The sequence below is a fragment of the Bradyrhizobium pachyrhizi genome, from assembly GCF_029714545.1.
GTDB classification, from domain to species: domain Bacteria; phylum Pseudomonadota; class Alphaproteobacteria; order Rhizobiales; family Xanthobacteraceae; genus Bradyrhizobium; species Bradyrhizobium pachyrhizi.
In genome coordinates, this window is record NZ_CP121667.1 from 2,675,215 (window position 1) to 2,701,150 (window position 25,936).

Genomic DNA, 25,936 nt, shown 5'->3' on the forward strand with positions numbered 1-25,936 from the left:
TGCCCGCCGTGGCGGACATCGCGCCGCACGATCGAGGTGGTCGGTGGCGCTACTGCACGTCGAGTGGTTCGGTGCCGGTCGGCTGGCCCGAGGCGTCGGTGGTGATCTTGTCGACGCGGGCTTCGGCCTGGCGCAGCAATTCCTCGCAGCGCCGCTTCAGCGCCTCGCCGCGCTCGTAGATCGCGACCGATTCCTCAAGCGGGACCTTGCCGTCCTCGAGCCGCTTGACGATCGATTCGAGTTCCTCGATCGCGCGTTCAAAGGAGAGCTTCTTCACGTCGGCTTGGGTATTCTCGGCCATTCTTGCGTTCCCGATTGCGTGGATCAGATCGCAACCTGATCTTGTCGTCCAAACATGACCTGTCGCAGGCCATGCTCGCCCCGGCGCAGAATCAATCGAATTTTTGCGGACGTATTGTGGCGGGGATTTACCCGTCCATCAATGCGGTGACGTGAGATGCTACCGACTCTTTCAGGCCCTGCAGGTCGTAGCCGCCTTCCAGGACGGAGACGACGCGGCCGCCGGCGCTCTTGTCGGCGAGATCCATCAGCTTGCGCGTGACCCAGCCGAAATCCTCGCCCGTCAGGTTGATCGAGGCCAAGGGATCGCGGTGATGCGCGTCGAAGCCCGCCGAGATGACGACGAGTTCGGGGGAGAACTTCTCCAGCTGCGGCAGGATCAGATTCTCGAAAGCGGAGCGGAACTTGGCGCCGCCGTCGCCGGGCGCCAGCGGCGCGTTGACGACAGTGTCGTGCTCGCCACGCTCGCCGGCGGCGCCAGTGCCGGGGAACAGCGGCATCTGGTGCGTCGAGCAATACATCACGGTCGGGTCGGCCCAGAAGATATCCTGCGTACCGTTGCCGTGATGGACGTCGAAATCGATGATCGCGGCGCGCTTGATGCCGTATTTGCGCTGCGCGTGGCGGGCGGCGATCGCGGCATTGTCGAAGAAGCAGAAGCCCATCGGCGTCGATTTCTCGGCGTGGTGCCCGGGCGGGCGCACCGCGACGAACGCGTTTTGATGCTTGCCCTCCATCACCGCATCGGTGGCGGCCACCGCGCCGCCGACGCCGCGCATCACCGCTTCCCAGGTGCCTGGCGACATCGAGGTGTCGCCGTCGATATAGATCATGCCCGAGGTCGGCGCGATGTGGCGGAGTTCGCTGACATAGTGCTCGCCGTGACAGAGCAGCACGGTGTCGAGGTCGCCTTCCGGCGCGGAATCGCGCACCAGCGCCTTGAAACGATCCTCGCCGAGCACCTCGGCGACCGCCCGCAGCCGGTCGGGGCGTTCGGGATGTCCGGGAGGGGTCAGGTGGTCGAGACAGGCGGAATGCGTCAGAAGCAGTGTCATGCAAATTCCCGGCGCAATCGATGCGCGTGCGAGGACGCATGATCCGGAAAAGTGCGCAGCGGTTTTCCGACCAAGATCATGCAAGAGCAGGCCCTAATCTAGGCCGTTAGCGGCGTTCCGGAAAGGGCCGACATCATCCCTGTTCCCGTCCTTCCAAAGCCTGGGCGTTTTCCGCGTCACCGCGAGCGGAGCGAAGCAATCCATGCCGCATGCTCGGAGACAATGGATTGGTTCGCTCCGTTCGCAATGAGGTGAGGGGCTGCGTACGTCACCCCTGGACCTCGCTCAATTGATCCGCTCGATCCGCTTGCCTGCCGTCGGGCCTACCGGGCTGTTGGCCTTGAAGTAGGCATAGAGCGCATCGACGTCGTAGATGCCGAACTGCTGCGCGGTTCCTTGCTTGAACACGGTGAAGCCGTCGCCGCCCTCGGCGAGATAATTGTTCACGGTGACGCGGTAGCTCGCGGCCGGTTCGATCGGCTTGCCGTCCAGCGACATCCGTGCGGCGATGATGCGCGCGCCATCGGGCTTGCTCGCATCCCACGCATAGGAGAACCCCTTCGAGACCTGGAGGGCGCGCGGCCGCTTCGGATCGGCCCATTGCTGCTCCAGCGCGTCCTTGAGCTGCTTGCCGGTCAGCGTCATCGTCACGAGCTGGTTGCGGAACGGCTGGCTTGCGAAGATATCGGCATAGGTCACCGCGCCGTCCTCGCGCTTGACGATGTCGGTGCGCACGCCGCCGGGATTGGTGAAGGCGATCACCGCGCCGCCATTCGGCTCGGCGCTGGTTGCAAGCAGCTGTGCGTCGGCGACGATGTCGCCGAGCGGGCTCTCGCCAGTTTCGGCAGGTGTACGCGACAGCGTTTCGGTGACTGAGCCTGCCGCGCGGCTCGCGATCGGCGCGGCCAGCCGGTCGTAGGATTCCAGCAGCGCGCTCTGCTCGGGATCCTTGGCCGTGCCGGCGATCCGCACGATGGTGTTGGCGGCGCTGGCGCTGATCACGTCATGGCTGTTCGGATCGAGCTGAAGATCGATCGCCGTGACCAGGGTGCCGTATTTGTCGCCGGAGGTGACGAGCCGTCCGTCGATCTCGCAGACATAGGCCTGGTGGGTGTGGCCGGAGACCACGACGTCGACCGCGCGATCGAACTTCTTGACGATGTCGACGATCGGCCCGGAGATCCCTGGACATTCATTATAGTCGCCGGCCGGAAAGCCGCCTTCGTGGATCAGCACCACGATCGCCTCGACGCCCTTCGCCTTCAGCTCGGGGACCAGCGCATTGACGGTCTCGGCCTCGTCGCGAAAGTCGAGGCTCGCGACGCCGGCAGGCGACACCAGGTTCGGGGTGTTCTTCAGCGTCAGCCCGATGAAGGCCACTGCAATGCCGTCGAATTGCTTGATCTCGTAGGGCGGAAACACCGTCTTGCCGGTCGCCTTGTCGATCGTGGAGGCGGCGAGATAGCGGAATTTGGCTCCTGTGAACGGGTGTGGCCCCTGGCATTTGTCGATCGGATGGCAGCCGCCATTCTGCATCCGCAGCAGCTCGTCCTTGCCCTCGTCGAATTCGTGATTGCCGACCGAGGAGATCGCAAGCCCCATCAGCGAGAGCGACTCGATGGTCGGCTCGTCGTGAAACATCGCCGACAAGAACGGGCTTGCGCCGATCAGGTCGCCGGCCGCAACGAAGATGTTGTTCTTGTGGCCCTCGCGCAGCTGCTTGACGATAGTGGCCATCCGCTCGGCGCCGCCGGCGGGCTCCATGATCTTCCTGGTCGCGTGAGCGGGGTCGGTGATGCGGATGCCGCCCGGCGGCGGCCGCAGATAGCCGTGGAAATCGTTGATCGCGAGAATGCGCAGGCTCACCGGCTCCGCGGCCTGCGCCGGGCAGGGGCTTGCTGCGGCCAGTCCGAACGCGCAGAGCGCGGCGAGAGGGGAAAGGCGGGGCTGTCTCATGATCTGTCCATGGAGCACGGGATCATGGCGCCGCGCCACTACAATTTTGCGACGCTTCGTTTCAATCCTTCGGGCGAGCCATGAATGCCTTGAACGCCTCGACTGCTTCCTCGGAGCGCATCCGTTCGCTGAACAGATGGTTCTCCTGCTCGATGCGGCGGGTGACGTCCTCCGGCGGCAGCCGGATCAGGCGCCGCGAGATCGCCACCGCCTCGGCCGGCAGCGCGCAGATCTCGCGCGCCACCTTGTGCGCCTCCACCTCGGCATGTCCCGGCGCCACCACGGTATTGACGAAGCCGGCGACGCGGGCGTCGTCGGCCGACATGGTGCGGCCCATCACCAGCATCGCGAAGGCACGCTGGTGGCCCATCATGCGCGGCATCAGGAGGCTCGAGGCGCCTTCCGGCACCAGGCCGAAATTGGAGAACGGCGTCGAGAACAGTGCGGTCTTGCTGGCGAGCACATAGTCACAGTGAAACAGCATGGTGGTGCCGATGCCCATCGCGACGCCGTCGACGGCGGCGATGATCGGCTTCACATTGTGGGCCAGCGAATACAGGAACTTGACGAGGTCGGAGGCCGGCGGGGTCTCGCCGGTCGAGGTGCCCTGCGCGAGCAGGTCCTCGATGTCGTTGCCCGCGGTGAACACGCCGGAGCCGCCGGTGATGATCAGGCAGCGGATATTCGGATTGTTCTGCGCCTTGTCGATCGCGTCGCTGATCGCGCGAAACATCTCCTGGGTAATCGCGTTCTTCTTCTCGGGCCTGCGCAGCCGGATCACGCGCGTGGCGGCTTCGTCGGTCACTATGACATGCGCGGTCATCGAGCGGTCCCAGGGTCGGCCGGCAGCGTCGCCGGCGGAGGTCGTGCCGCCATCCTACATGATCCGGTGCAAGCCCCAAGAGCTCCAGCGTGTTCCGGGCCGCTTTTCCCCGTGGGCGAGCATGAGAACGGCGCAATGCAGATAACCGGAATCTCGCGATTTCGGGCAGGGGACGTTGGTCGGAGGCCGGACGCGCACGGCGATGCTGCCTGCCTGCCGCGCCACGATGGCGCCGGTGCCGCCCGCCTGCAGCGCCCGTGACGCTCGCGACGAGTTTAACTTCCCCGCGAGAAACATTCCGCTGTTCGCGGCATTCCCCCTTTGCTGACAGGCCGAGCAGACCCCGACACGTCGTTGTCGTGGTTCCGTGTTCGGCTGACTTGAGGAGAGCGGCGGCATGCAGATCTCCGGACGTTTGGAACTATCGCGGCGCCATCTGTTGATTGTTGGAGCCGCCTCGCTTGCGGCGTCGTCGATTGCGACGCCCCCGCCTGCGGCCGCCCAATCTGCCCCGACCGGAGCGCCCGTGATGACGAGAGTATCCTTTGACGTGAACGGCGAAACCCACCAACTCGAGCTCGACACCAGGACCACGCTGCTCGATGCCCTGCGCGAGCACCTGCATCTGACCGGCACCAAGAAGGGCTGCGACCACGGTCAATGCGGCGCCTGCACGGTGATCGTCGACGGCCGGCGGATCAATTCCTGCCTGACGCTCGCCGTGATGCATCAGGGCGACGAGATCACGACGATCGAGGGGCTCGGCACGCCGGACGGGCTGCATCCGCTGCAGGCGGCATTCATCGAGCATGACGGCTATCAATGCGGCTATTGCACGCCGGGCCAGATCTGCTCGGCTGTCGCCGTGCTTGCCGAGGTTAAGGCCGGCATCCCGAGCCATGTCACGGCGGATCTGAATGCGCCGCTGCGACTGACCAATGCCGAGCTCCGTGAGCGCATGAGCGGCAACATCTGCCGCTGCGGCGCCTATTCCAACATCGCCGAGGCGATCAGCGAGGTCGCCGGGAGGAGCGCATGAGATCATTCAGCTATGAGCGCGCCGCCTCGCCGGGCGCGGCGGCCGCAGCCGCCGCCGGCACCGCGAACGCCAAATTCATCGCCGGCGGCACCAATCTGCTCGACCTGATGAAGCTCGAGATCGAGACGCCGGCGCACCTGATCGACGTCAACGACCTGGCGCTCGACCGCATCGAGGAGACTGCGGACGGCGGCTTGCGGATCGGCGCGCTGGTGCGCAACACCGATCTCGCCGCCGATATCCGCGTGCGGCGCGACTATGGCGTGCTGTCGCGCGCGCTGCTCGCCGGCGCTTCCGGCCAGTTGCGCAACAAGGCGACGACCGCGGGCAATCTGCTGCAGCGGACGCGCTGTCCCTATTTTTACGACACCAATCTGCCCTGCAACAAGCGCAAGCCCGGCAGCGGCTGCGCCGCGATCGGCGGCTTCAGCCGCCAGCATGCGGTGGTCGGTGTGAGCGACGCCTGCATCGCGACCCATCCGAGCGACATGGCGGTGGCGATGCGCGCGCTCGACGCCGTCGTCGAGACCGTGCGGCCCGACGGCACCACGCGCAGCATTCCGATCGCCGAGCTGCATCGTCTGCCCGGCGACAGCCCGGAGATCGAAACCAGCCTGGAGCCGGGCGAACTGATCACCGCGGTGGTGCTTCCGAAACCGGTCGGCGGCGCGCAGGCCTATCGCAAGGTGCGCGACCGCGCCTCTTATGCCTTCGCACTGGTCTCGGTTGCCGCGATCGTGCAGCGCGACGGCACCGGCCGCGTTGCGCTCGGCGGCGTGGCGCACAAGCCGTGGCGCGTCGAGGCGGCGGAGGCGAAATTGCCCGACGGCGCCAAGGCCGTCACCGCGCGCCTGTTCGCCGATGCGAAGCCGACCAAGGACAATGCGTACAAGCTGCCGCTCGCCGAGCGAACGCTGGCGGCGGTGCTGCGCGAGGCCAGGGCTTGAGATCCAAGGCTTAAGATGAGGGCCTGACATCATGCGTTTTGAACATCCCGCCACCTTCAATCCGATCGACCAACTCAAGGTGATCGGCCACCCGACCAGCCGGATCGAGGGGCCGCTCAAGACCACCGGCACCGCGCCTTACGCCTATGAGCGGCACGACGTCGCGGCCAACCAGGCCTATGGCTACGTGGTCGGTTCGGCGATCGGCAAGGGGCGGATCGGTTCGATCGATCTCGAGGCGGCGAAGGCTGCACCGGGTGTGCTCGCCATCGTCACATCGGGCAATGCCGGCAAGCTCGGCAAGGGCGAGCGCAATGCGGCACCGCTGCTCGGCGGGCCCGAGATCGCGCATTATCACCAGGCCGTCGCCATCGTCGTCGCCGGGACCTTCGAGCAGGCGCGGGCCGCGGCGCAGTTGGTCCGGATCGACTACGTCAAGGGCGACGGCAAGTTCGATCTCGCCGCGGAGCGGGACAAGGGCATCACGCCGCACCCGTCATTCGGCGGCCCGGCCGATACCGCCGTCGGCGATTTCGCCTCCGCCCTCGCTGGTGCGCCCGTGCAGCTCGATGCCACCTACACGACGCCTGATCAAGGCCACGCGATGATGGAGCCGCATGCTTCGATCGCGGCCTGGGACGGCGACAAGCTCACGGTCTGGACCTCCAACCAGATGATCGCCTGGGGCGCTGAGGACATGGCGAAGACGCTTGGTATCCCCAAGGAGAATGTCCGTCTGGTGTCGCCCTATATCGGCGGCGGCTTCGGCGGCAAGCTGTTCCTGCGCGCCGAGGTGCTGCTCGCCGCGCTCGGCGCCCGCGCGGCCGGCCGGCCGGTCAAGGTCGCGCTGCAACGTCCGCTGATGTTCAACAACACGACGCACCGTCCGGCGACGATCCAGCGCATCCGCATCGGCGCCGAGCGCGACGGCAAGATCACCGCGATCGGCCACGAAAGCTGGTCCGGCAACGTCAAGGACGGCGAGCCCGAGATGGCGGTGAGTCAGACGCGGCTGCTTTATGCCGGCGCCAGCCGGATGACGGCGACGCGGCTTGCGGCGCTCGATCTGCCGGAGGGCAATGCGATGCGCGCGCCCGGAGAAGCCTCCGGCATGATGGCGCTCGAGATCGCGATCGACGAGCTCGCCGACAAGCTCGGCATCGACCCGGTCGTGCTGCGCATCAGCAACGACACCCAGGTCGACCCCGAACATCCGGAGCGGCACTTCTCGCAACGGCAATTGGTGCAGTGCTTGAGCGATGGCGCGGCGCGGTTCGGCTGGGACAGGCGCAACCCGAAACCCGGCGCGGTCCGCGACGGACGCTGGCTGGTCGGAATGGGCGTCGCCGCGGCCTTCCGCAACAATCTCGTGACCAAATCGGCGGCACGCGTTCGTCTCGACCAGCAGGGCATCGTGACCGTCGAGACCGACATGACCGACATCGGCACCGGCTCCTACACCATCATCGCGCAGACCGCGGCCGAGATGATGGGTGTGCCTCTGGACAAGGTCGCGGTGCGGCTCGGCGATTCCGACTTTCCGGTGTCCTGCGGCTCGGGCGGGCAGTGGGGCGGCAACAATTCCACCGCCGGCGTCTATGCCGCCTGCACCAAGCTGCGCGAGACCATTGCGCAGAAGCTCGGCTTCAACTCCGCGGAGGCGGTGTTTGCCGACGGCGTGGTCCGCTCCGGTAATCGCAGCGTGCCGCTGGCGCAGGCCGCCGGCGGCGGCGAGCTCGTGGCGGAGGATGCCATCGAATACGGCGATCTCGCGAAAACCTACCAGCAGTCGACCTTCGGCGCGCATTTCGTCGAGGTCGGCGTCGACGCCGACACCGCTGAAATCCGGGTGCGGCGGATGCTTGCGGTCTGCGCGGCGGGCCGCATCCTCAACCCCAAGGCGGCGCGCAGCCAGGTGATCGGCGCGATGACCATGGGCGTCGGCGCGGCGCTGATGGAGGATCTGGTCGTCGACAAGCGGCACGGCCTGTTCATCAATCACGACCTTGCTGCCTATGAGGTGCCGGTCCATGCCGACATCCCGCATCAGGAGATGATCTTCCTCGACGAGACCGACCCGATCTCGTCGCCGATGAAGGCCAAGGGCGTCGCCGAACTCGGCATTTGCGGCGTCGCCGCCGCTGTCGCCAATGCGGTCCACAACGCGACCGGCGTTCGCGTGCGCGACTATCCGATCACGCTCGACAAGCTGCTCGCGGGAATGCCGGTCTAACCTCGCCCGACGAACGAACCGATGCCCCGGCCGATCGCGGCGCCGTGCTGAAACAGCGCGCCGAGGTGATCGCCGGGCACCGACATCGCATCGAGGCCGTTCTCCGCGGCAAAGCGCTGCATCGGCGCATGCGGTCCGTCGTCCTGTCCGTTCCACAGCAGCACCGGCACGCGCGAGGACAGCACCGCGTCCTTTGCGCCATCGACCTGGCCGAGCGCATTGAAGCAGGCCCGCACGCCGCCTTCGAGATCCGGCGTCACCCATTCGGCGAGCTCCGGCACGGTGCGGCGGGCAAAGGTGATGAAGGCGCCATAGGTCAGCGGGCCGGCATTGCCGCGCGGCAGTCCGGTGAGAAAGTCCCAGCCACCGATCGCCAGCGACGCCAGCCGTGCCGGGAAAAATCGGGCGACGCCGACCGCGACCCAGCCGCCCATCGAGTGTCCCACCACATGGGCGCGCTCGTCGCCGAGATCGTCGATCACGGCAACGATGTCGCCGGCGCGCTGCGCCTGATTATAGAGCGCCGGATCGGCCGGCTTGTCGCTGAGGCCATGTCCGAGCGAATCGACGCAGACGACACGAAAGCGATCGGCAAGCGCGTCGACCACGCCGCATTGTTTCCAGCTCGCGGCGTCGAGCAAGAGACCGTGCTGCAGCACGATCAGCGGCCCGGATCCCTCGACGGTGTAGTGGATACGCTGGCCCCGGTGATTGGCGAAAGGCATTGATAGAGTTCCCCACGTTTCACCAGAGGTGAGCGTGAAGGCGCCGGGTTTCAAGACCTCGTTCCGGATCAGGAACCACATCGCCGATGGCGGGCGGAACCTCGCCTTCAGCCGCCCCACACGGTGGCTTCGCTCCAGCCGAGATCCCTGAACTCGGCCGCGCGGAGCGGCGCTTCACCGGCGGCGAAGAATTCGTCGAGCTGCGGCGGCTTGACTGTGGTCTCCGAGAGCATCGCATGGGCCTGGCCGCGATGATGGATCTGGTGCTGAAACAGATGCATCAAGAGGCGGTCGCGCCGCTCAGTCTGCACGCTCGTGTCGCGATTGATCTTCACCACATCATCGAGCCGCTCAGCCGTCAGCACATCGCAGTGCACGATCAGCCGCTGATCGATCGCGCGCTGGGCGTCTTTCAGCTGCGCCACCGACGGATAGGGCACTTCATTGGCCCACGCCTTCGGCCCGAGCCAGCCGCCCTCGAGCGCGTCGATATAAAACAGGTCGATGACATGAATGTGGTTCAGTGTCGCCTGCAGGCTCGGGAAGAACCCGGTCCGCGCCGCGGCGAACTCCGCCTGGCTGAGACCGGCGCAGGCCGTGAGCAGGCGATGATTGGCCCAGGCGTTATTGTACGCAAAAGCGCGAAAGGTCTGAACGAGGCCTGCTTGCATATCGGTCCTCACTGGATTGACTGTTTCAGGCGGGCGCGGCGGTGAGCCGGCCGACCTGCGACAGTGATCGCGGTGCTTGCGTTGGTGACTTGATCCTCGCATAGCTAATCCATCGTGGTGCACTTCATCCGAAGGCGGGAGCAGATGCAACTGGCAAAGAACGTGATCGACGTCGGCCTTTCCTCCAACGACCTCGAGCCGATGCTGCGGTTCTGGCAGCACGATGCCAGGCTGCGCTTCGATCATGTGCAGCCGATCCGCCGCGGGCAGAAGCAGTACCGGCACGACGCGCAGGGTTCGGTCATCAAGCTCAACCATCATGTCGAGCCGCTGCCGGACGCGGCGCCGAGCGGCTATCGCGAGCTGATCATTGCGCGCGCTGGCGTCGACGCACCGCAACGCATGGCCGACCCCGATGGCAACAGCGTTTGCCTGGTCGCGCCCGGACATGACGGCATCACCCAGATCGCCGTCATGCTGACGGTGCGCGACCTCGCCGCGCATCGCAGGTTCTACGGCGACATCCTCGGCTTCGCCGAGCAATCATGGTCGGGCGGTCCGGCGTTTCGCCTCGGCGACAGCCTGATGCTGCTCAAGGAAGACGCTGCCGCCACGGTCGATCCGATCCGGCCGGCGCGCGGCTGGCGCTACATCACACTGCAGGTCGCCGACATCGATGCCGTGCATGACGAGCTGCGCGCCAAGGGCGTGCGGGAAGGCCTTGCGCCGGTGACGCTCGGCGAGGTCGCACGGATCTCCATGATCCTCGATCCCGATGGCAACTGGATCGAACTGTCCCGCCGCGCATCGATCGTTGGAAGCCTGTCCGACCGCTAGCCAGCAAATTTTCTGCCCGCCCGGGCGGCGCCGATGATATGATTCCGACGAATGCATCCAATTTGATGATCGCTTTATGCAGTCGATTTTCGGGCCGCGGCGGGTTCATCGATCGATTCCACGAGCGGTTATCGGCTCGGCTTGCCTGCTGCTGTTTGTCCCCGTCGCGAGCGCCCAGCCTCTCGGCAATCCAGCGGTAACGCCCGCCGCGCAGCGCGCAGAGCCGGCGCAGGCAGAAACATCGCAAACGGAAACGTCTCGTCCGGATGCCAACGCCGGGGCCGATCGGTCGGCGTCCGATCAGCAATCGTCATCCGTTCCGTCGCCGGCGCCGATACCTTTGCGTCCAAGGCCCGATGGGCCGCAGCAATACTGCAAGGCGTTGGAAGAGGCTGCATTGGAGAACGGCTTGCCGCCGGATTTCTTCGTCCGGCTGATCTGGCAGGAAAGCAATTTCGATCCCAATTCGGTCAGTTCGGCCGGTGCCCAGGGGATCGCCCAGTTCATGCCCGGTACCGCGCGGTGGCGCGGTCTGGCCGACCCGTTCGAGCCATTGCCTGCCTTGCAGGAATCCGCGCGTTGGCTCCGCGAGCTGCGCGCGCAGTTCGGCAATCTCGGCCTTGCGGCGGCCGCCTATAATGGTGGTCCACGGCGCGTTCAGGATTGGCTGGCGGGACGTGGAAGCCTGCCGGGCGAAACACGTGCCTATGTCAGGATCATCACCGGCAAGTCCGCCGAGGAATGGGCGCAGGGTTCGCTTGAGGATCGGGTCCACATCGACGCGGCCATGGCCTGCAGTGACATCGTGCGCGGCATGCTCGTTCGGGCGCTTCCCGCGGGCCCAAGAGAGTCCGTGACAATCGCGCAGCAAGCTGCGTGGGGGCCCTGGGGACTTCAATTGGCCGGTGGCCCGTCGCAATCGCGCGTGCTCGCCGACTACCAGCAACTTCAGAAACGATTTGCATCCGTGCTCGGCGATCGCGCACCGCTCGTTCTGAGATCGCGCATGGCCGGGCCAGGCTCGGCCACCTGGTATCTGCTCCGGGTCGCCGAGACGACCCGCGAGCGAGCTAACCAGCTGTGCGCCCGATTGGAGGCAGTCGGCGGGCGCTGCCTCGTGTTTCGAAACTAGTGGCACACGTTGCACGTCGCCGCGACCGACGGCGGGATGAGGGCTAATTGGCGGCAGAGCCTTCGACCGCAAATGTGTGGTACCTGGCGTATTTCTCGCCGACCGCCCGAACCTGCACGTAGGCTGGATCGTGTCGCCAGGCCCAAAGCGCCTCCATGGTCGGATACATATAGATGACGACGCGCTTGGGTGGATTTCCATCAACGGCAACGACCTGCGAACCGGTTGCCGCCGCGCCGGCAGCCGCGATCAGCTTGCCGCCATGCGCCTTGATGATCTCCTTCGCCTTCGGGAGATATTCCCTGGCATAACCATCGGGATCGGTGACCTCGATTTGCCCGATCAGATAGGCGGGCGGCCTGGCTTCGCCATGCAGTGCTTCGGCGCCAAGAGCGCCGATAGCGGTACAACTCAACATGACCAGAGCCATCTTGCCTCCAGAACTCATGTGAGCTTCCTCCGATGCCGTGGCGGTGCCACAAGCCGCAGCCTGGCAGGACTCTCCACGAGGCTTCGAAATACGTCCAATACATATATTTTCTCGAACCTTATGCTTGAATGGTATAAGCGGGTATGACTCTTCAACAGGCCCTCACGTTCTTGACGGTGGCCGAGCTCGGCACGGTCTCAAAGGCCGCTTTGCGGTTGCGTGTCGCCCAACCCGCTCTCTCCAGGCAAATCATCGGTCTCGAACGGGAGCTCGGCTTGCAGCTCTTCGATCGCGTCGGGCGCCGGCTTCTATTGACCGGCGAAGGCGAGCAGTTGATTGCGGGCTGTCGTCTGCTGCTCAACAGCGTCAATTCCTTGAAGGAGCAGGCTCAGCTGCTTCGTCAAGGAGATACCGGGGTCCTAAGGATCGCCGGCTCGCCGCAACACATCGAAAGCGTGCTGTCGGAATTTCTGCACCGGTACGCGGAGCGATATCCCAGGGTCGAGATCAGGATCAGGGAGGGGACGGGCAGCGAGATATTGGCGATGCTCGAACGCGGGGAAGTTCATCTCGGCCAGAATTTGTTGCACGCCGTCAAGCTGGACGAACAGCACTTCGGCAGCCTTCCGCTTGGATCCGTGCGGTTACTGGCTGCTTGCCATCCGTCGATGCCGCTTGGTCCCCGTCGCACAATCGAGATCGCTGACCTTGCCGAACTTCCGTTGCTGCTGCTGGACAGCGGGTTCGGATTTCGCCGTGCTTTCGATGCGGCAAGCCGTATGGCGGGACTGAAACCGAAGATCATGTTCGAGAGTCGCAGTCCGCACACCTTGCTGGCACTCGCCGAGGCGGGGCACGGCGTCGCGATCGTTCCCTCCCAGCTTCAGTGCTGGCGCTACGGATTAAGGATTGTCGGTCTCACGCACAGACGCCGCGTGTTGCAGGAGCCTTTGACCATCTCATGGGACAAGCGGCGTCCGTTGCCTCGTTTCGCGACTGACTACTGTGCAATGCTGGCAGCACATATGCGGGAGACGTTTCCGATCACGCGCCCGACGGAGCCGGCAGCGGCAAAAGCAAGTGTTCGGACGCGCGCCAGGCGAGTTCCACGCAAGGCGAAAAGTCGGGGCGGTTGAATGCTGCTTGCGCGCGGCAGCTTGCCGGTGGCGCGCGAAAGGCAAAGACGACGCTCATCGGCGCGAGGGCCTTCTCCTGGACCGGTGTGAGATGGGCCGTCCACGACGCAGGCCAGCAGCGCCGGATGTTCAATAACCTCCGGAGGCGAGCTTCCGTCGGAAGCTAACGTCTGGACCTGTATCGGCACCCGTCCGGCATTCTCACTTTTTCATCTTGATGCCGTTCTTGGCACGATACTCGTTGAAGACAACGTCAATGGCCTGAATGACCTTCTTGTCCTGGTTCGCCTTGCAATAAACGATGATCTGGTGCTCCAGATCCTTCGCGCGATCGACCTTCATCAAGTGCTTCTTAGCGAGGCCATTATACCAACCGCTGTACCAAACCGTCAGATAATCGGCATCCTCCTGGAAGGTGTTGGCAAGCTGGGCGCATGTAAGCGCCTGAACATCAACATAGCCGTCAGCGTTCGCGTAGGTCTTCAACTCGACCTGGGCCTGACAGGGTGTCACGGCTGAAATCGCGACCGCCGCGGAAGCCAGAAACAATTTTATGGACATGCTATCTTCCCACAGGTTCTCGTGAATGACTTCTTTCGGATCGCAGCGCAAACCGGTCTCGCGGGACTTGCTACCAGTACCGCGCGGGATCGGCCCACTTTGCTCGGAGTGGGGTGATGTTTTGGGCTCGCGCGCGCGGCTGCATCAGCATTTGGTCACGACCTGACCATAGGCGTTGGTCACCTGCACGCACCCCGGCGTGGCAACATAGGCGCCGGCTGCTACTGCTCCAGCGGCTGCGGTGCCGTAGACGGCGCGCCGCGTGGTCCGGCGCGCGACCCCGGCATAGCTCATCGGCGTCAACGGTCGTCCGACCCGTGCTTCCGCGGTGGAAACCAGCCCTTGCTCGATATGGCCCTTGCCATTCCAGAGCAGCGTGCCCGAGAATGTGACGGCGGTTAAGAGAAGCAGAAGCGTCTTGCGAAGTGGGTTGGTCATTTCTTGGCTCCAGCAATTGTGCCCGCAGGTACTTCGTCAAATTCGATCATGACGTCGGAATCGAGTCCGACCTTCGTCGCGCCTTCCGGCGGCTTGAACGAGAAGGTGTCCGCGGCAGCGATTGCATCGGTCTTCCAGTCCTTGATCCGCAACGTATATTGCGGCGCGCCAGCCACGGTCTTGCTGGTGATGACATATTTGCGGGGGATCGGTTGCGGACCGGTCTGGATCCAGATCTGCCAGTCCGTGTCATGTCCGCGGAACGCCAGATGCTCGCACTCGACGCCGTCGATCACGCCCTGTCCGATATGATGCCCTTCAATGACGTCGGACGTAAGTACGTCGAAGGAATTCGAGAGCAGCAGATCCGTGCCGGGCATCGCTGCTCCCGTTTTCGCCTGAATCGCCTCCACAAGTTGCTCGACCGTGCCGGGTGCGTCGGCCTGCACATAGGCCTTGGCGTTATTGCCGTACAGCGAGACGGTCTTGCCGTCATAGACCAGGTCGACATCGGTATAGCCACCGGTTCGTCTGACCCTCAATTTGTCGGGCCGGGTCATTTTCAACTGACCGGAGCTGGAAAACTGGATCTTCTGTAGTTCCGGCGTGATGATCTCGATGTCGCTATCGTACGTCGCGGTGATCGATTTCTGGGCGGCCGTATAGTCCGCCATCGCCTTCAGCAACGTCGTGGAGTCATCGGCACGCGCGTGACCGATCGGCGTTGCAGCTATGGCGATCGATGCAGCCACCCCCGAAGCGCGAAGCAATGCGCGCAGTCTTTTCCTGTTCATGCCGGTCCTCCCTAAGGTCGCGACCAGTCTGGAGCACCTGCGCCGTCGCTCGCTTGATTTAAATCAAGGAGCCGGTCCAACGATAATGGATTTCGGGAGCACGGCAGCCGAGCAGACGTCGGGCCGGATGCGGAGCCGAACAAATATTGGGGGTGATATGAGAAAGCTGCTGATCACAATCACGGTTTTGTTGTTGTCGAATGCGTCCGGCAAGGCGGAAGAAAAGCTGGTCGTCGACATGAGCAGGATGACCTGCCGCGAGCTGGCCAGGCTCGACTTCCAGGATTTTGCCGGTGTCACCATGTGGCTCAGCGGGTATTACAACGCGAGCGTGCACAACACCGTGGTCGACCTGTATCAGTTCGCGCAAGCTGCAAAGACCGTGAAGGATTTCTGCCAAACGAGCCCGTAGTCCACGGTCATGTCTGCGGCCGAGCGGGCTCTCGGTATTAAAATGCCCCGTTCGCGCTAGGCTACGCGATCGGCAGCCTGACCTCAAATTCCGTGCCTTGGCTGCCTGTCGCAACAAGCGCCAGCATTCCCCCATGCCGATCGATGATCGTGCGACAAATTGCGAGACCCAATCCCATCCCATCGGCTTTGGTCGTGAAGAACGCATCAAAGACGTTGGTGTGCTGAGGTATGCCAACTCCGGCATCCCGGACGTTCAGAACGATCCAGCGTTGGTCGATACGGGTCGAAACGGTTAGCTTTCGTTGATCAACTGGTATCGACGCCATGGCCTCAACGCCATTCTTCACGATATTCAACACCACTTGCTGCAATTGAGCCCGATTGCCCGTGACTGCGTGAGGGTGATCGGAAAAGCTGGTCGAGACGGATATCTGGTTAGTCTGCAGATCATGTTGCATCAAACGCAAGACCTGGCACACCACATCCTCGATCTGCATCCTGGAGCGATTGGAGGCGCTCTTGAACAGACTGCGGATGCTCGTGATCGTCGAGTCAACGCTCAGGCTGGCGCGCTCGATGTCCTTCAGGACAACGTCGATCTCCTCAAGGTCGGGCGGCTCGGCGGCGAGCTGATTAAGCGCAATGCTCGTGTTCAAGGTGATCGAGCCGAGGGGAGATCTGATTTCGTGCGCGATTGCGGCCGTCGCAGCGTCGATGCTCATAAGCTGATTGGCCCGTTCTCGCCGCTGGAGAATTAGCGCGCTGGCCAGACGGGAGTACAGCACCATCAGCTCCGTTAGCAGGACGCATAGCAGCATGCAGCTCGCTACCAGCGCGAAGCCGCGCGCGGCGTACCAGCCGACAGAGAAGCGAACGGAGCTGGCGACCGCCGCTACGAGAAAGTTCGGCATCCAGGCGACAAGCGTCACCATCAGCCACATGTCCAGAATTGTGCGTCGGCGGCTGAACAAGACCGCCAACGTTGCCGCGCCCACGAGCCAGAGCGCAATGTTGATCTGGCTCCCGAACCGCGTTTGCAGGGTAACGCTCCCGCTGTAGAAGCTCGGCAAGTGGTTCACCCACGCTGTCACGGTCCACGTCAGTGCAGCAACGGTGGTGAGGACGGCGCATATTGTCGCTATGATGCTCGCTCTCGTCGACCGGGCGGCGGCGCCTCGCTCCGTCTTATCCTTGAGAAGCGTGTATGCCAGGATGCTCAGTGGAAACGTGGTGTGCCAGAAAACAAAAAACCACGCCGGTGTATCGAAGCCATCGCCGAGTATTCCGTTTGGGCCATAACCACCGGGAAAGCTCAGTGTCTGCAAGAAGGCAAACGCGCCGCTGAAGAGATATGCACCGGCGACGGCCAATAGTCCGCGCCGAGGTTGCACAGAATACTGCCCGAACAGCAGCGTAGCGGTCAGCAGATCGGCGGCGCTTAGCACTGTCTGCAGGACTGGAACAAATGCGTCGACCCTGCCGATCTGTACGCTCGCAAACGGCGCGATACAGGCGGCGAGGACAAACAGCGCGGCCACCACCCACATGGCCGCGCGGCGATGTTCGCGCGTTGCGGGCATGAGAGGAATCACCAGAGGAAATTCGTCTTCGTGAGGCGACGTGATTTGCCTTGTAATCATCTTCGTCCCTCAAGAGGATGGCCGTCTGCCGGAATGAGATCGAAATCAGCTCGGCTTGAGTTGCTCGGCCATCAAGACGAGTTCGGCTAGCGATCGGGCCTGCATTTTCTCCATCACTCGTTGACGGTGCGCCTTGATGGTGCGCACGGTTGAACCAAATTCATTTGCGATCTGCTTGTTTAATTTGCCCTCAACGACCCGTTCGAACACATCGCGCTCTCGCGGAGTGAGCTTGGCCGCGTTGGTGCGGTGAATCGCTTTTTCTTCTCGACGCTGCTGGGAGGTCTTGTGCTTATCAATTGCACGTTCGATCGTGGAAAGCAGAATTTCGGCCGTGACCGGCTTCCTCAGAAAATCCTCGGCGCCAGATTTGATGGTACGAACCGTGATCGGTATGTCTTCGTACCCGGAAAGAAAGATGATCGGGAGCTCGACGTTCTGCGCAATCAGCTGCTGCTGCAAGTCGGGGCCAGTGATTGCCGGCAGGCGAACATCAAGCAGTATGCAGTCAACCCTATTCTGGTGGAGCTGCTGCGCCAGCAGCCGCTCTGCTGACGGAAAGGATTGGACATGATAGCCTGCCAGCTCCAGCAGACGCTGGGCAGCGCCGCTGAACTCAGGGTCATCATCCACAAGGTAAATCGTCCCACGCAAACCAAGCCGCTCAACCTGCAATTCATGGAACCTGTAGCTGTGTTTTCCAGTGTCAACAACACGGGTTTTTACGGGCTTCGTGATCGGGTCTTTCAGCGGAGCCATGGATGTCCGCTCCCGGTCGGGAATCGTCGATGACGGCGGTGTCGGGCACCTCCGCTTTCCCTGCGCCCTCTGCTTGAGGAGAGGGCGGAACGAAGCGCAAAGCTCGGACAGATCGTGTCGCGAGAACGCGGATGTATGACGAGCTGACCGTGCAACACATTCGGTGTCGTCGCGGCCTTCGCCAGGACGACGGCTGTGAATGCGGCGCGGCCTATGGCCAGGGAGGGCGTCTTACCCCGCCAGTACCGCGTCCGCGCCGGTCACCGCCTCGGCGCTTTCGGTCACGGTCTTTTCCAGCGACGGCGCCTGTACGGCGATGTTCTCGGCGAAGAAGCGCGCCAGCGCGACATAGCGCTGCGGCTCGGCTTCGCCGTTCGCCTTGGCGGCCAGCGCCTCGCCGGCGAGCATGCAGCCGCCGAGCGCTCCGGCGAACAGCCGCAGATAGGGCGTTGCGCCGGCCAGTGCCTCGTTCGGCGCCGAGGCGCTCGAGCAGCCATTTGCTGATGCGCTCCAGCGCGGCGTGCGCGTTGCGCAGCTTGGGCGCTTCCGAACTTGCCCTAGCGGATTAAGTGTGTATGCTTGCGGCGTTCGATTTGCCGTTGTGCCTTGTTGAATGGTCAAAGCGGCCCTTTTCCAAAGAACATCGTCGGTTGAAGGATGATGCGGAACCAAGCGCGAATTCACGTGCGTCCGCTTTGGAGAAGACAAATGCCTACAGGTACTGTGAAGTGGTTCAACGGCCAGAAGGGCTTCGGTTTCATTCAGCCCGATGACGGCACGAATGACGTGTTCGTTCACATCAGCGCTGTCGAGCGGGCCGGACTTGGCGGTCTCGCCGAGGGCCAGAAGCTGTCGTTCGAACTCAAGATCGACAAAATGCGTGGCAAGACCAGCGCCGAAGATCTTCGGCTGGCTTGAATCGATCTGTCATTCCACGGATGTACTGGGATGACAGCCGCGGCCCGCTCGATCCTCTGATGGGTTGAGCGGGTCACGCTGCTTTTCAAAGGGCTCATTCGCTCATGGCCAAGAAGCCGGAAGAACTTTCTGCCGAGCGCCTGGCCAAGGCCCAGCGCCAGCGGCTTGCCGCCGAGGCCGGTGCGCAGGCAATCGCTGAGGTCGAGCGCGACGCGATCGCCGTGCGCAAGAACATGGTGCGTCTGCGGGCTCTTCGTGAAGCGCGTGACGCCGAGGCGGCCGCGCAGGCTGGCGCTGCACCCGCAGGCGCGGCATCTGTGGCTGCCAAGAGAACCAAGCGGGTCAAGCGCATCGTGCGCTAAGCCGCGCAATCACGCACGTCTTCGAGTCCGTCGCTGATAGTTGCTGAAGCGGACCTGTTGCTTCGCGGCCTCGGCCGCTACGTTCAGGTCGCGAAGCTTGGCCGTTGCCCGAACTATTTGGGACGATCGGCCTCCTTCCTGTTCGCCGCCTTCAGTCTGATCCTGATGTAGTCAGTGATATCGCCGGCCGCCTCACGCAGATCCTGTTCCGTCAGGCCTTGCTGTCCCGCCATCTCGACGCACCGGTGCGCCAACTCGGCAACGTCCTGCGAGGCACCCGGCGTTCCATATCGCTCGGCAGCGTGGACGCTGTTTTCAATCCAGAAATCAAGGAACTCTCTCGCTTTTGCGGTCATGACTCACCTGGACGGCTCGCGCGCCTCTGTCCTCACCGGCCACATTCCCCGGCCTTCGCAGGAACAATCGAGAGCCGGGGTAAATTACCATGCCGATGACGCGCTATTATTTCGATCTTCGTGATGGCGGCGGCCTGGCGATCGACGAAGAGGGCATGGAGATGTCCAGCTTCGGTGCGGTTCAGGAGGAGGCTGCGCGCGCCTTGGCCGACGTCATTCGGGATTCCTTTCGCGGTCACAATTTCCATCAGATTGCCATCGAGGTCCGGGACAACGATGGGCCCGTGCTTGAGGTGGCCATCGCTTGGCGCAGTTGCCGGCTGGATTCTTGAGTCTGGCCGCGCAGCGCAGCGGCTAGCACCTTGTGATGCCGAGACTGAGACTGACCTGAAACAGCGGCCCTTCGTCCGTCCGGACCTCAAACGCCAACACCCTGTGTTTGTCCAAAGGCGGGTTCTCCTTGGCTATGCTGAGCAATGACTGCATCGCTTCGTGCGCGGCAGTTTCCTCGTCGCGTAGCTCGATGCCCTGTTTGTCGGCATAGAGTTGCTCGCCGTTGCGGATATCGAAATAGTAGCGGGTTGCCATCTTCGGCTCCCTTTGGTGGCGGGAGCTGCCCAGGCTCTCAGGTGCCGGCGCTCAATAGTCATCCGGCAGCGACGTACTCTGCGCCTGTTGGAGCGAATTTGCTACTCGGCAACGGTGGAGATTTTAGGGGAACCGCTTTTCGCGTTCGCGGTCAAGCCGCCATCGCCGTTCAGCCATGATCTCGGCGTGGCTGAACTGTCGGATATAATTCTCATGATCAGCGACTGCGTCTTGCATAGCCGAGATAAGTGCATAGGTTTCGTAGATCGACTGGCCTTGAGCCTTGTAGATCGGTTCCACGGGACCTTTTTCCAAAGACATCGTCGGATGAAAGCGAGGACGCGTGCTTGCAGCACCGCGGCTGAAGCTTCCGCGATGTTGTTGGTCGGCTGCCGTTCCACGGATGTACTGGGATGGCAGTGCGGTCCGCTCTGTCACTGATGGAGCGGGCCATTGTAGTGTTCATTCAATGTGCGTTGTAGCGCGAGAGAGGTGATCCGTTGCAAGTTCTTGTCAGGGACAACAACATCGACCAGGCGCTTCGAGTTCTAAAGAAGAGGTTGCAGCGCGAAGGCGTCTTTAGAGAGATGAAGCGCCGCAGATCGTTCGAAAAGCCATCGGAAAAGAGGGCTCGAGAGAAATCCGAGGCCGTGCGGCGAGCCCGCAAGCTTGCCCGCAAGCAAGCGATACGGGATGGATTGATCGCGGCCCCTCCGCGGAAACCCAAATTCCCGGCGTCCAGACCTTCGGCGCCAGGGCAATCGCCACAGCAAGCAGGCGGCACACGGGGGACTTAGCCCGTACCGATCCTGCTGGAAGGATCGTGCAGGATGACGCGGCGATCTTATCGAGGCAACGGATGCCTCCAGGAACGTATCTCCGATGAGATCTGTCGTCGGCGAGCCGTGGATCGGGATGTTCGATCGAGGCACGACGATCAACGGCGACGTGCGCAGAACCTGGCCGGCACCGCCATCAACGCAATGGCAGATCATTCCGCCAGCCAGTTCGATCAGGCCGCCCGCAAGCGTGACTTGCTCGACGGCCCGGAGGAATTTCGCGCGGATCGCTGACAAGACGTGCGATTCGGCGGTAGGCGCAAAACTCGATGCCGTCCCGGGCAAGCGAAGCGCGACCCGGAACCCAGTGCCGAATGGTTTGCAAAGCTGGAGCCACAGCTCGTTTCAACAACGGAAGGCTGTGGTTGTGGGTCCCTTTCGCAGGGACGACAGCTGTGATGCCGCACGTCGTGTGCATCAAACGAGCGAGGAGGGCCTTTGGCGACCACAGCGCTTTGGGCCCTCTCACCTCGCAATGACGGTGGAAAGTATCTTACCCCGCCAGCACCGCATCCGCGCCGGTCACCGCCTCGGCGCTTTCGGTCACGGTCTTTTCCAGCGACGGCGCCTGCACGGCGATGTTCTCGGCGAAGAAGCGCGCCAGCGCGACGTAGCGCTGCGGCTCGGCTTCGCCGTTCGCCTTGGCGGCCAGCGCCTCGCCGGCGAGCATGCAGCCGCCGAGCGTTGCGGCGAACAGCCGCAGATAGGGCGTTGCGCCGGCCAGTGCCTCGTTCGGCGCCGAGGCGAGGCGCTCGAGCAGCCATTTGCTGGTGCGCTCCAGCGCGGCATGCGCGTCGCGCAGCTTGGCGCCCGTGGTGCCGAACGCCGGATCGTTGGAGGTCTCGACCTGCTTGATGACGGCAGCGAGCTCGTCCAGCAGCGCCCAGACCGAGGCGCCGCCATTGGCGCCGAGCTTGCGGGTGACGAGGTCGACCGACTGGATGCCGTTGGTCCCCTCGTAGATCGAGGTGATGCGGGCGTCGCGATAATGCTGCGCGGCGCCGGTCTCCTCGATGAAGCCCATGCCGCCGTGGATCTGTACGCCGAGATAGGCGACCTCGTTGCCGATGTCGGTGGAGAACGCCTTGGCGATCGGGGTCAGCAGCGCGCCGCGGGCAGCGGCCTCGGCGCGCACCTTGGCGTCCTTGGCGCGCACCGAAACGTCGAGCGCGACCGCGGTGGCGTAGCAGATCGTGCGCGCCGCCGCCGTCATGCTGCGCATCTGCATCAGCATGCGCTTGACGTCGGGATGCACGATGATCGGATCCATCCCGTCGCTCTTGTGGCCGATAGCTTTCCCTTGCCGGCGCTCCTGCGCATAGGCCAGCGCCTGCTGATAGGCGCGGTCGGCAATGCCGACGCCTTCGAGGCCGACGCCGAGGCGGGCCTGGTTCATCATCGTGAACATGCAGCGCATGCCCTGGTTTTCCTCGCCGATCAGATAACCGACCGCGCCACCCTTATCGCCCATCGTCATGGTGCAGGTCGGCGATGCGTGCATGCCGAGCTTGTGCTCGACGCCGCTGGCATGGATGTCGTTGCGCTCGCCGAGCGAGCCGTCGGCATTGACCAGGAATTTCGGAACCAGGAATAGTGAGATTCCCTTGGTGCCCGCGGGGGCATCGGGCAATCGTGCAAGCACGAAATGCACGATGTTGTCGGTCATGTCGTGCTCGCCGTAGGTGATGAAGATCTTGGTGCCCTTGATGCGATAGGTGCCGTCGGGGGCGCGTTCGGCGCGGGTGCGCAGCGCGCCGACGTCGGAGCCGGCATTGGGCTCGGTGAGTTGCATCGTGCCGGTCCACTCGCCGGTGACCAGCTTCTCGAGATAGGTCTTCTTCAGCTCGGCGCTGCCATGGGCATCGAGCGCCTCGATCGCCGACAGCGTCAGCAGCGGGCAGAGGCCGAAGGCGACGTTCGACGCGCTCCAGATCTCGGTGCAGGCGGCGTTGACCGCGAGCGGCAGGCCCTGGCCGCCGAACGCCTCCGGCCCCGACACCGCGTTCCAGCCCGCGGCGGTCCAGCGCTGGTAGGCGTCGGGCCAGCCCGGCGCGGTCGTCACCTTGCCGTTGTCGAGCTTGATGCCGTGCTCGTCGCCGACACGATTCAGCGGCGCCAGCACATCGGAGGCGAACTTGCCGGCTTCTTCCAGCACCGCAGCGGTGATGTCGCCGTCGAAATCGCCGTAGTGGCCGGCCTCCACGGCGGCAGCGAGGCCCGCACCGTGATTGAGGGACAGCAGGATATCGTTGATCGGCGCACGGTAGGTCATGGCGTTACTCCCGACGAGGCGTTTGCAAATTGTCATCCCATGAAACCGGCGGCCTCTCAACAGTCCGAACGGACATCGTACGGTCTGTTTCGGCCTCCGCGGCGTCGGCTTATAAATAAGAGTACCGTCATCATCCTGCGGCTTTCGTGCCTTTTCGATCGCCGCCCTGTTGAAATGGCGGGACTCACCCTATAGACCGACGTGGCCTTCGATCGGCGCGTTGGGGCGTAGCCAAGCGGTAAGGCAGCGGATTTTGATTCCGCCATTCGGAGGTTCGATCCCTCCCGCCCCAGCCACATACAAGACGCTGATTTTGTTATGAAAACGGTCTTGCTCAAGACGGAATTTACCGCGCATTTGGAAATTCCCTTTGCGTCCCATTTGGAAATTCTGTGCTGGTTTCGTTTTTGGTCGAAGGCAGCAGATGAAAGTCGTCGCGCATTGAACGTCGCTCAATTTATCAAAACATTGAGCGGATCTGTCTGCGGGTTGTAAAGTTCCGACCGCAGCCGTTGACATCGCGTCCGGATCGACGGTTGCACCCACCGCCGCCTTTTGCAGCTTTCAACGAAGCGCGAAGTCTATCCTTGAGATCTATCCTTGAGATCTATCCTTGAGATCGGACGCTGGTCTTAGAAATTGGGGAGGTCTGCGTTTCGTCTCGAGGTGATGCTGCTCCATCAGCATTCTGCTGATCGAGTTCCTTCTGCGCCAAGAGATGTGCATGCCGCTTACGGGTCGCAGCCAACGCTCGCATCATCGTTTCCTTGGCATAACCGCGATAGGCCTGTGCGGTCTTGTGGCCCGAGAGTGCACGACCCTGGCCGTCCGTCAGTTCGGCTTCCTCGAGTTCGGTCATGCCGCCGTGTCGACAGGCATCAAGCGTGAAAAGCTTTGATACGCCGTCGATCTTCTTGCGCATCTGCTGCACCACTTTTTCCATGCCAGGGTAGGACCACACTTTCGCATCGCCCTTGTGTTCACCCTTTTGTATCCGACGCATGATCATCGGGACGCCGAGCTTGGGCAGATGGCTCAAAATGTCCTCCGCTTCGGCGTAAAACTTGACGGTCTCTCCATCGAGAGTCTCTTCGAGCGGATGCCAGACCAACGCCTTGTTCTTGTGGTGCTCGATGCGCACAGCGTGTGGCCAGTTTTTGCTGCGATAGTCGGGCCAAGTCAAAAACCCGGCCACCACGTTCTCTGGCCGTTGCAGCCATTCAAAGCAGATCACCGCGACGGCCGCTGGTTCAGGCCGCCCTTCTTTGATGCAGCCCCATGCAAATTTATAGACCTCTTCTCGAGTGACCGCGTGCTTCTTGGTCTTGGTACGACTCTTGAGGGTGAAATCGTCCCAGGGGTTCGGGTGCTTCTTATCGAACAACTCCGGGTGCAGCCGACGCATGATCCGCCATACCTTTCGGCAGAGGCCGACGACCTTTTCTCCCTGCCGCAGCCTGATCCCGTTTGGGCCGTTGATGATTTTGTCGTAAATCTTGTCAGCAGCTCGTGGTGTAACTTCCATGATCTGCCGTTCGCCAATCCGCCGTCCATTCTTATCGACGGTGTCGCAGATCATTTGCATGATCCGTTCGTAATCGGGGCGGGACCGAGGTGAGACCTTCTCGGTATACGCCTTCTCTGTCTTGTATTGACGGAACAGCCAATCGATCGTGCCATAGCGCGCGATCTTTCCTTGATCGCCCGGCTGCCCTCTGCGGTGGTTGTTCCATTCATCGAACAAGGCATTGAGGGTGGCAGCGCGTCCGCCTTTGCCATCGCCGCCGCATGCGGTTTCGTAGCTCGTCCCAAGTGGCTCATTCGCCATCTCGCAGCCGAGTTTCCTGTAGTGAGTGGGGATGCGGAAGTAGAAAGCGGCAGCTCCACGGGCAAGCCGGCGTACCTCGACGAAGCGTGGAAGTGGGCGCTCCAGCGTCACAAATCCTCGGCGAGGTCGCCCGGCACCATGTCCGGAGCTATGGCTCGGTCCAGATCGTCTCGCAACCACAGCTGACGCCTCCCTTCTTTCACACGTGGTCGAGGATACTCCTTACCGACCCGTTTGAGAAAGGATTCGACAGTCAATTCTCCGCAGTACCCTGCTGCGATTCCAGCAGACATACGGCGCGGCCAAGAACCCGCTGGAATTATGGCAGGACGTGTCATCGGATAATGGCGTGAGCTGCTGAAATTGGTTCTTGCCCGTACTGCCCATCATGATGATCACCAGCAGGATTTGAAACTGCGACGGCAACCGGATCGAACAGGAGCGTAGTGCAGCGCCTGAAAAGGACACCTCGGACCTACTTACCTCCGATGCTAGAGCGCGCCGTGGGTAGGCCCCCGGGGCAGGAAGTGACCCGTCGAAGCGACGAGGCAGAGCAGCAGCTCCAAGCCCCGAAGATCGCGATGGTCCTGAACTCTTAATCTGCCCGTCCCAGGTTCGCCCTGGTGCGCTCACCATACAAATCAAGACCTTAGCGAGAGAAACCGTTTGAGAAGGCCAAACTAAAACACACGGTGTTCTTGGCGATCGGTCGGCGAGTCGACTCTCGGCATTGCGATCTTGTTTACTCGCCCCAGCGGACGCGAAGCCGAGTCGAAGGCGGCCAGACAGAACCGCTTCCTCAATGTGTATCCGAGTTAGAACCGCCCAACATAGCGGGCATTTTCCCACTTCTGTTCCATGTCATCGGCGACACATTGGGGCA

29 protein-coding genes, 1 tRNA gene and 1 pseudogene are annotated in these 25,936 nt (G+C 62.9%); 13 read left to right on the forward strand and 18 right to left on the reverse strand.

Annotated elements, in window-relative coordinates:
- Window positions 1-49: 49 nt before the first annotated feature.
- The 4 genes from QA639_RS12325 to QA639_RS12340 all read right to left on the reverse strand — a co-directional run bounded on the left by QA639_RS12325 (window position 50) and on the right by QA639_RS12340 (window position 4,134).
- Entirely contained in the window at window positions 50-301 is a 252-nt protein-coding gene (locus QA639_RS12325) for an exodeoxyribonuclease VII small subunit (protein ID WP_028334494.1), read from the reverse strand.
- A gap of 127 nt (window positions 302-428) precedes the next feature.
- Complete coding sequence (locus QA639_RS12330; protein WP_028334493.1) at window positions 429-1,355, reverse strand: histone deacetylase family protein; 927 nt, start codon at window positions 1,353-1,355, stop codon at window positions 429-431.
- A 285-nt stretch (window positions 1,356-1,640) separates the two neighbouring features.
- Window positions 1,641-3,311 (reverse strand): bifunctional metallophosphatase/5'-nucleotidase, encoded by a 1,671-nt coding sequence (locus tag QA639_RS12335; protein WP_283089843.1) that lies wholly within the window; start codon window positions 3,309-3,311, stop codon window positions 1,641-1,643.
- A 61-nt stretch (window positions 3,312-3,372) separates the two neighbouring features.
- The gene (locus tag QA639_RS12340; protein WP_028334491.1) at window positions 3,373-4,134 is read right to left on the reverse strand and encodes a crotonase/enoyl-CoA hydratase family protein; all 762 of its coding nucleotides are present in this window, start codon (window positions 4,132-4,134) and stop codon (window positions 3,373-3,375) included.
- A 397-nt stretch (window positions 4,135-4,531) separates the two neighbouring features.
- Between QA639_RS12340 and paoA the strand changes: the two genes are divergently transcribed.
- Genes paoA through paoC form a run of 3 tightly spaced genes read left to right on the forward strand, consistent with a single transcriptional unit; the run spans window position 4,532 to window position 8,353 of the window.
- On the forward strand, window positions 4,532-5,173 hold the full coding sequence (paoA, locus tag QA639_RS12345; protein WP_028334489.1) for an aldehyde dehydrogenase iron-sulfur subunit PaoA: 642 nt from the start codon (window positions 4,532-4,534) through the stop codon (window positions 5,171-5,173).
- Complete coding sequence (locus tag QA639_RS12350) at window positions 5,170-6,120, forward strand: FAD binding domain-containing protein (protein WP_050387825.1); 951 nt, start codon at window positions 5,170-5,172, stop codon at window positions 6,118-6,120. Before paoA ends, QA639_RS12350 begins: the two co-directional genes overlap by 4 nt.
- Before the next feature lie 31 nt (window positions 6,121-6,151).
- On the forward strand, window positions 6,152-8,353 hold the full coding sequence (gene paoC / locus QA639_RS12355; RefSeq protein WP_157345607.1) for an aldehyde oxidoreductase molybdenum-binding subunit PaoC: 2,202 nt from the start codon (window positions 6,152-6,154) through the stop codon (window positions 8,351-8,353).
- Here the strand turns inward: paoC and QA639_RS12360 are convergent.
- Both QA639_RS12360 and QA639_RS12365 read right to left on the reverse strand, forming a co-directional pair.
- On the reverse strand, window positions 8,350-9,078 hold the full coding sequence (locus QA639_RS12360; RefSeq protein ID WP_028334486.1) for an alpha/beta fold hydrolase: 729 nt from the start codon (window positions 9,076-9,078) through the stop codon (window positions 8,350-8,352). The genes paoC and QA639_RS12360 overlap by 4 nt on opposite strands.
- A gap of 107 nt (window positions 9,079-9,185) precedes the next feature.
- Entirely contained in the window at window positions 9,186-9,749 is a 564-nt protein-coding gene (locus QA639_RS12365) for a DinB family protein (RefSeq protein WP_028334485.1), read from the reverse strand.
- 144 nt (window positions 9,750-9,893) lie between these two features.
- Between QA639_RS12365 and QA639_RS12370 the strand changes: the two genes are divergently transcribed.
- Both QA639_RS12370 and QA639_RS12375 read left to right on the forward strand, forming a co-directional pair.
- A complete protein-coding gene (locus tag QA639_RS12370) occupies window positions 9,894-10,586 on the forward strand; it encodes a VOC family protein (protein ID WP_283089844.1) in 693 nt (230 codons plus the stop codon).
- 76 nt (window positions 10,587-10,662) lie between these two features.
- Entirely contained in the window at window positions 10,663-11,718 is a 1,056-nt protein-coding gene (locus tag QA639_RS12375) for a lytic transglycosylase domain-containing protein (protein WP_283089845.1), read from the forward strand.
- A 43-nt stretch (window positions 11,719-11,761) separates the two neighbouring features.
- On the opposite strand, the gene QA639_RS12380 is transcribed toward QA639_RS12375, so the two are convergent.
- Window positions 11,762-12,148: a DUF1330 domain-containing protein gene (locus QA639_RS12380; RefSeq protein ID WP_028334483.1), complete on the reverse strand. Its 387-nt coding sequence runs from the start codon at window positions 12,146-12,148 to the stop codon at window positions 11,762-11,764.
- Between the two features lie 143 nt (window positions 12,149-12,291).
- Between QA639_RS12380 and QA639_RS12385 the strand changes: the two genes are divergently transcribed.
- Complete coding sequence (locus tag QA639_RS12385) at window positions 12,292-13,284, forward strand: LysR family transcriptional regulator (protein WP_157345614.1); 993 nt, start codon at window positions 12,292-12,294, stop codon at window positions 13,282-13,284.
- Between the two features lie 201 nt (window positions 13,285-13,485).
- Here the strand turns inward: QA639_RS12385 and QA639_RS12390 are convergent, their stop codons facing one another.
- The 3 genes from QA639_RS12390 to QA639_RS12400 all read right to left on the reverse strand — a co-directional run bounded on the left by QA639_RS12390 (window position 13,486) and on the right by QA639_RS12400 (window position 14,969).
- Entirely contained in the window at window positions 13,486-13,845 is a 360-nt protein-coding gene (locus QA639_RS12390) for an HdeA/HdeB family chaperone (protein ID WP_038377519.1), read from the reverse strand.
- A gap of 144 nt (window positions 13,846-13,989) precedes the next feature.
- Entirely contained in the window at window positions 13,990-14,283 is a 294-nt protein-coding gene (locus QA639_RS12395) for a hypothetical protein (RefSeq protein WP_028334480.1), read from the reverse strand.
- A complete protein-coding gene (locus QA639_RS12400) occupies window positions 14,280-14,969 on the reverse strand; it encodes a DUF2092 domain-containing protein (RefSeq protein WP_283089846.1) in 690 nt (229 codons plus the stop codon). Before QA639_RS12400 ends, QA639_RS12395 begins: the two co-directional genes overlap by 4 nt.
- Before the next feature lie 46 nt (window positions 14,970-15,015).
- On the opposite strand from QA639_RS12400, the gene QA639_RS12405 reads away from it, so the two are divergent.
- Entirely contained in the window at window positions 15,016-15,489 is a 474-nt protein-coding gene (locus QA639_RS12405) for an HdeA/HdeB family chaperone (protein WP_157345616.1), read from the forward strand.
- Between the two features lie 61 nt (window positions 15,490-15,550).
- Here QA639_RS12405 and QA639_RS12410 read toward each other — a convergent pair whose 3' ends face one another.
- The 3 genes and pseudogenes from QA639_RS12410 to QA639_RS12420 all read right to left on the reverse strand — a co-directional run.
- Window positions 15,551-17,071 (reverse strand): MASE4 domain-containing protein, encoded by a 1,521-nt coding sequence (locus tag QA639_RS12410; RefSeq protein WP_160321827.1) that lies wholly within the window; start codon window positions 17,069-17,071, stop codon window positions 15,551-15,553.
- Window positions 17,072-17,176: 105 nt separating this feature from the next.
- Window positions 17,177-17,890, reverse strand: a complete 714-nt coding sequence (locus QA639_RS12415) for a response regulator transcription factor (protein ID WP_283089847.1) — start codon at window positions 17,888-17,890, stop codon at window positions 17,177-17,179.
- A 231-nt stretch (window positions 17,891-18,121) separates the two neighbouring features.
- Window positions 18,122-18,428, reverse strand: a pseudogene (locus QA639_RS12420) (acyl-CoA dehydrogenase C-terminal domain-containing protein); the annotation flags it as partial.
- A 170-nt stretch (window positions 18,429-18,598) separates the two neighbouring features.
- On the opposite strand from QA639_RS12420, the gene QA639_RS12425 reads away from it, so the two are divergent.
- Together QA639_RS12425 and QA639_RS12430 are read left to right on the forward strand one after the other, a co-directional pair.
- Window positions 18,599-18,808, forward strand: a complete 210-nt coding sequence (locus QA639_RS12425; protein WP_016844538.1) for a cold-shock protein — start codon at window positions 18,599-18,601, stop codon at window positions 18,806-18,808.
- 104 nt (window positions 18,809-18,912) lie between these two features.
- On the forward strand, window positions 18,913-19,170 hold the full coding sequence (locus QA639_RS12430; protein WP_028334476.1) for a hypothetical protein: 258 nt from the start codon (window positions 18,913-18,915) through the stop codon (window positions 19,168-19,170).
- A 113-nt stretch (window positions 19,171-19,283) separates the two neighbouring features.
- Here the strand turns inward: QA639_RS12430 and QA639_RS12435 are convergent, their stop codons facing one another.
- On the reverse strand, window positions 19,284-19,526 hold the full coding sequence (locus tag QA639_RS12435; protein WP_283089848.1) for a hypothetical protein: 243 nt from the start codon (window positions 19,524-19,526) through the stop codon (window positions 19,284-19,286).
- An 89-nt stretch (window positions 19,527-19,615) separates the two neighbouring features.
- Here QA639_RS12435 and QA639_RS12440 point away from each other — a divergent pair, with 89 nt between their 5' ends.
- A complete protein-coding gene (locus QA639_RS12440) occupies window positions 19,616-19,858 on the forward strand; it encodes a DUF6894 family protein (RefSeq protein ID WP_283089849.1) in 243 nt (80 codons plus the stop codon).
- 22 nt (window positions 19,859-19,880) lie between these two features.
- On the opposite strand, the gene QA639_RS12445 is transcribed toward QA639_RS12440, so the two are convergent.
- Both QA639_RS12445 and QA639_RS12450 read right to left on the reverse strand, forming a co-directional pair.
- A complete protein-coding gene (locus QA639_RS12445; RefSeq protein WP_283089850.1) occupies window positions 19,881-20,114 on the reverse strand; it encodes a DUF6894 family protein in 234 nt (77 codons plus the stop codon).
- A 123-nt stretch (window positions 20,115-20,237) separates the two neighbouring features.
- A complete protein-coding gene (locus tag QA639_RS12450) occupies window positions 20,238-20,414 on the reverse strand; it encodes a hypothetical protein (RefSeq protein ID WP_283089851.1) in 177 nt (58 codons plus the stop codon).
- A gap of 200 nt (window positions 20,415-20,614) precedes the next feature.
- Here QA639_RS12450 and rpsU point away from each other — a divergent pair, with 200 nt between their 5' ends.
- Both rpsU and QA639_RS12460 read left to right on the forward strand, forming a co-directional pair.
- Entirely contained in the window at window positions 20,615-20,911 is a 297-nt protein-coding gene (rpsU, locus tag QA639_RS12455; protein WP_082190822.1) for a 30S ribosomal protein S21, read from the forward strand.
- Between the two features lie 33 nt (window positions 20,912-20,944).
- Window positions 20,945-21,187 (forward strand): hypothetical protein, encoded by a 243-nt coding sequence (locus QA639_RS12460; RefSeq protein ID WP_152977952.1) that lies wholly within the window; start codon window positions 20,945-20,947, stop codon window positions 21,185-21,187.
- Window positions 21,188-21,446: 259 nt separating this feature from the next.
- Here the strand turns inward: QA639_RS12460 and QA639_RS12465 are convergent, their stop codons facing one another.
- The gene (locus tag QA639_RS12465) at window positions 21,447-23,225 is read right to left on the reverse strand and encodes an acyl-CoA dehydrogenase family protein (RefSeq protein WP_283089852.1); all 1,779 of its coding nucleotides are present in this window, start codon (window positions 23,223-23,225) and stop codon (window positions 21,447-21,449) included.
- A 221-nt stretch (window positions 23,226-23,446) separates the two neighbouring features.
- Here QA639_RS12465 and QA639_RS12470 point away from each other — a divergent pair.
- Window positions 23,447-23,521, forward strand: a tRNA-Gln gene (locus tag QA639_RS12470).
- A 311-nt stretch (window positions 23,522-23,832) separates the two neighbouring features.
- On the opposite strand, the gene QA639_RS12475 is transcribed toward QA639_RS12470, so the two are convergent.
- Window positions 23,833-25,164, reverse strand: coding sequence for a hypothetical protein (locus QA639_RS12475; protein WP_283089853.1), 1,332 nt, complete (start codon window positions 25,162-25,164; stop codon window positions 23,833-23,835).
- Between the last annotated feature and the right edge of the window lie 772 nt (window positions 25,165-25,936).

Excerpts from the sequence above, each read along its gene's own strand:
- QA639_RS12325 (WP_028334494.1), bottom strand. The coding sequence starts at position 301 with ATGGCCGAGAATACCCAAGCCGACGTGAAGAAGCTCTCCTTTGAACGC.
- QA639_RS12380 (WP_028334483.1), bottom strand. The coding sequence starts at position 12,148 with ATGGCTCTGGTCATGTTGAGTTGTACCGCTATCGGCGCTCTTGGCGCC.
- QA639_RS12350 (WP_050387825.1), top strand. The coding sequence starts at position 5,170 with ATGAGATCATTCAGCTATGAGCGCGCCGCCTCGCCGGGCGCGGCGGCC.
- QA639_RS12465 (WP_283089852.1), bottom strand. The coding sequence starts at position 23,225 with ATGACCTACCGTGCGCCGATCAACGATATCCTGCTGTCCCTCAATCAC.
- QA639_RS12370 (WP_283089844.1), top strand. The coding sequence starts at position 9,894 with ATGCAACTGGCAAAGAACGTGATCGACGTCGGCCTTTCCTCCAACGAC.
- QA639_RS12410 (WP_160321827.1), bottom strand. The coding sequence starts at position 17,071 with ATGCCCGCAACGCGCGAACATCGCCGCGCGGCCATGTGGGTGGTGGCC.
- QA639_RS12415 (WP_283089847.1), bottom strand. The coding sequence starts at position 17,890 with ATGGCTCCGCTGAAAGACCCGATCACGAAGCCCGTAAAAACCCGTGTT.
- paoA (WP_028334489.1), top strand. The coding sequence starts at position 4,532 with ATGCAGATCTCCGGACGTTTGGAACTATCGCGGCGCCATCTGTTGATT.
- QA639_RS12425 (WP_016844538.1), top strand. The coding sequence starts at position 18,599 with ATGCCTACAGGTACTGTGAAGTGGTTCAACGGCCAGAAGGGCTTCGGT.
- paoC (WP_157345607.1), top strand. The coding sequence starts at position 6,152 with ATGCGTTTTGAACATCCCGCCACCTTCAATCCGATCGACCAACTCAAG.
- QA639_RS12385 (WP_157345614.1), top strand. The coding sequence starts at position 12,292 with ATGACTCTTCAACAGGCCCTCACGTTCTTGACGGTGGCCGAGCTCGGC.
- QA639_RS12435 (WP_283089848.1), bottom strand. The coding sequence starts at position 19,526 with ATGACCGCAAAAGCGAGAGAGTTCCTTGATTTCTGGATTGAAAACAGC.
- QA639_RS12395 (WP_028334480.1), bottom strand. The coding sequence starts at position 14,283 with ATGACCAACCCACTTCGCAAGACGCTTCTGCTTCTCTTAACCGCCGTC.
- QA639_RS12330 (WP_028334493.1), bottom strand. The coding sequence starts at position 1,355 with ATGACACTGCTTCTGACGCATTCCGCCTGTCTCGACCACCTGACCCCT.
- QA639_RS12375 (WP_283089845.1), top strand. The coding sequence starts at position 10,663 with ATGCAGTCGATTTTCGGGCCGCGGCGGGTTCATCGATCGATTCCACGA.
- QA639_RS12340 (WP_028334491.1), bottom strand. The coding sequence starts at position 4,134 with ATGACCGCGCATGTCATAGTGACCGACGAAGCCGCCACGCGCGTGATC.
- QA639_RS12365 (WP_028334485.1), bottom strand. The coding sequence starts at position 9,749 with ATGCAAGCAGGCCTCGTTCAGACCTTTCGCGCTTTTGCGTACAATAAC.
- QA639_RS12445 (WP_283089850.1), bottom strand. The coding sequence starts at position 20,114 with ATGGCAACCCGCTACTATTTCGATATCCGCAACGGCGAGCAACTCTAT.
- QA639_RS12335 (WP_283089843.1), bottom strand. The coding sequence starts at position 3,311 with ATGAGACAGCCCCGCCTTTCCCCTCTCGCCGCGCTCTGCGCGTTCGGA.
- QA639_RS12430 (WP_028334476.1), top strand. The coding sequence starts at position 18,913 with ATGGCCAAGAAGCCGGAAGAACTTTCTGCCGAGCGCCTGGCCAAGGCC.
- QA639_RS12405 (WP_157345616.1), top strand. The coding sequence starts at position 15,016 with ATGGCGATCGATGCAGCCACCCCCGAAGCGCGAAGCAATGCGCGCAGT.
- QA639_RS12440 (WP_283089849.1), top strand. The coding sequence starts at position 19,616 with ATGCCGATGACGCGCTATTATTTCGATCTTCGTGATGGCGGCGGCCTG.
- QA639_RS12390 (WP_038377519.1), bottom strand. The coding sequence starts at position 13,845 with ATGTCCATAAAATTGTTTCTGGCTTCCGCGGCGGTCGCGATTTCAGCC.
- QA639_RS12360 (WP_028334486.1), bottom strand. The coding sequence starts at position 9,078 with ATGCCTTTCGCCAATCACCGGGGCCAGCGTATCCACTACACCGTCGAG.
- QA639_RS12460 (WP_152977952.1), top strand. The coding sequence starts at position 20,945 with ATGACGCGGCGATCTTATCGAGGCAACGGATGCCTCCAGGAACGTATC.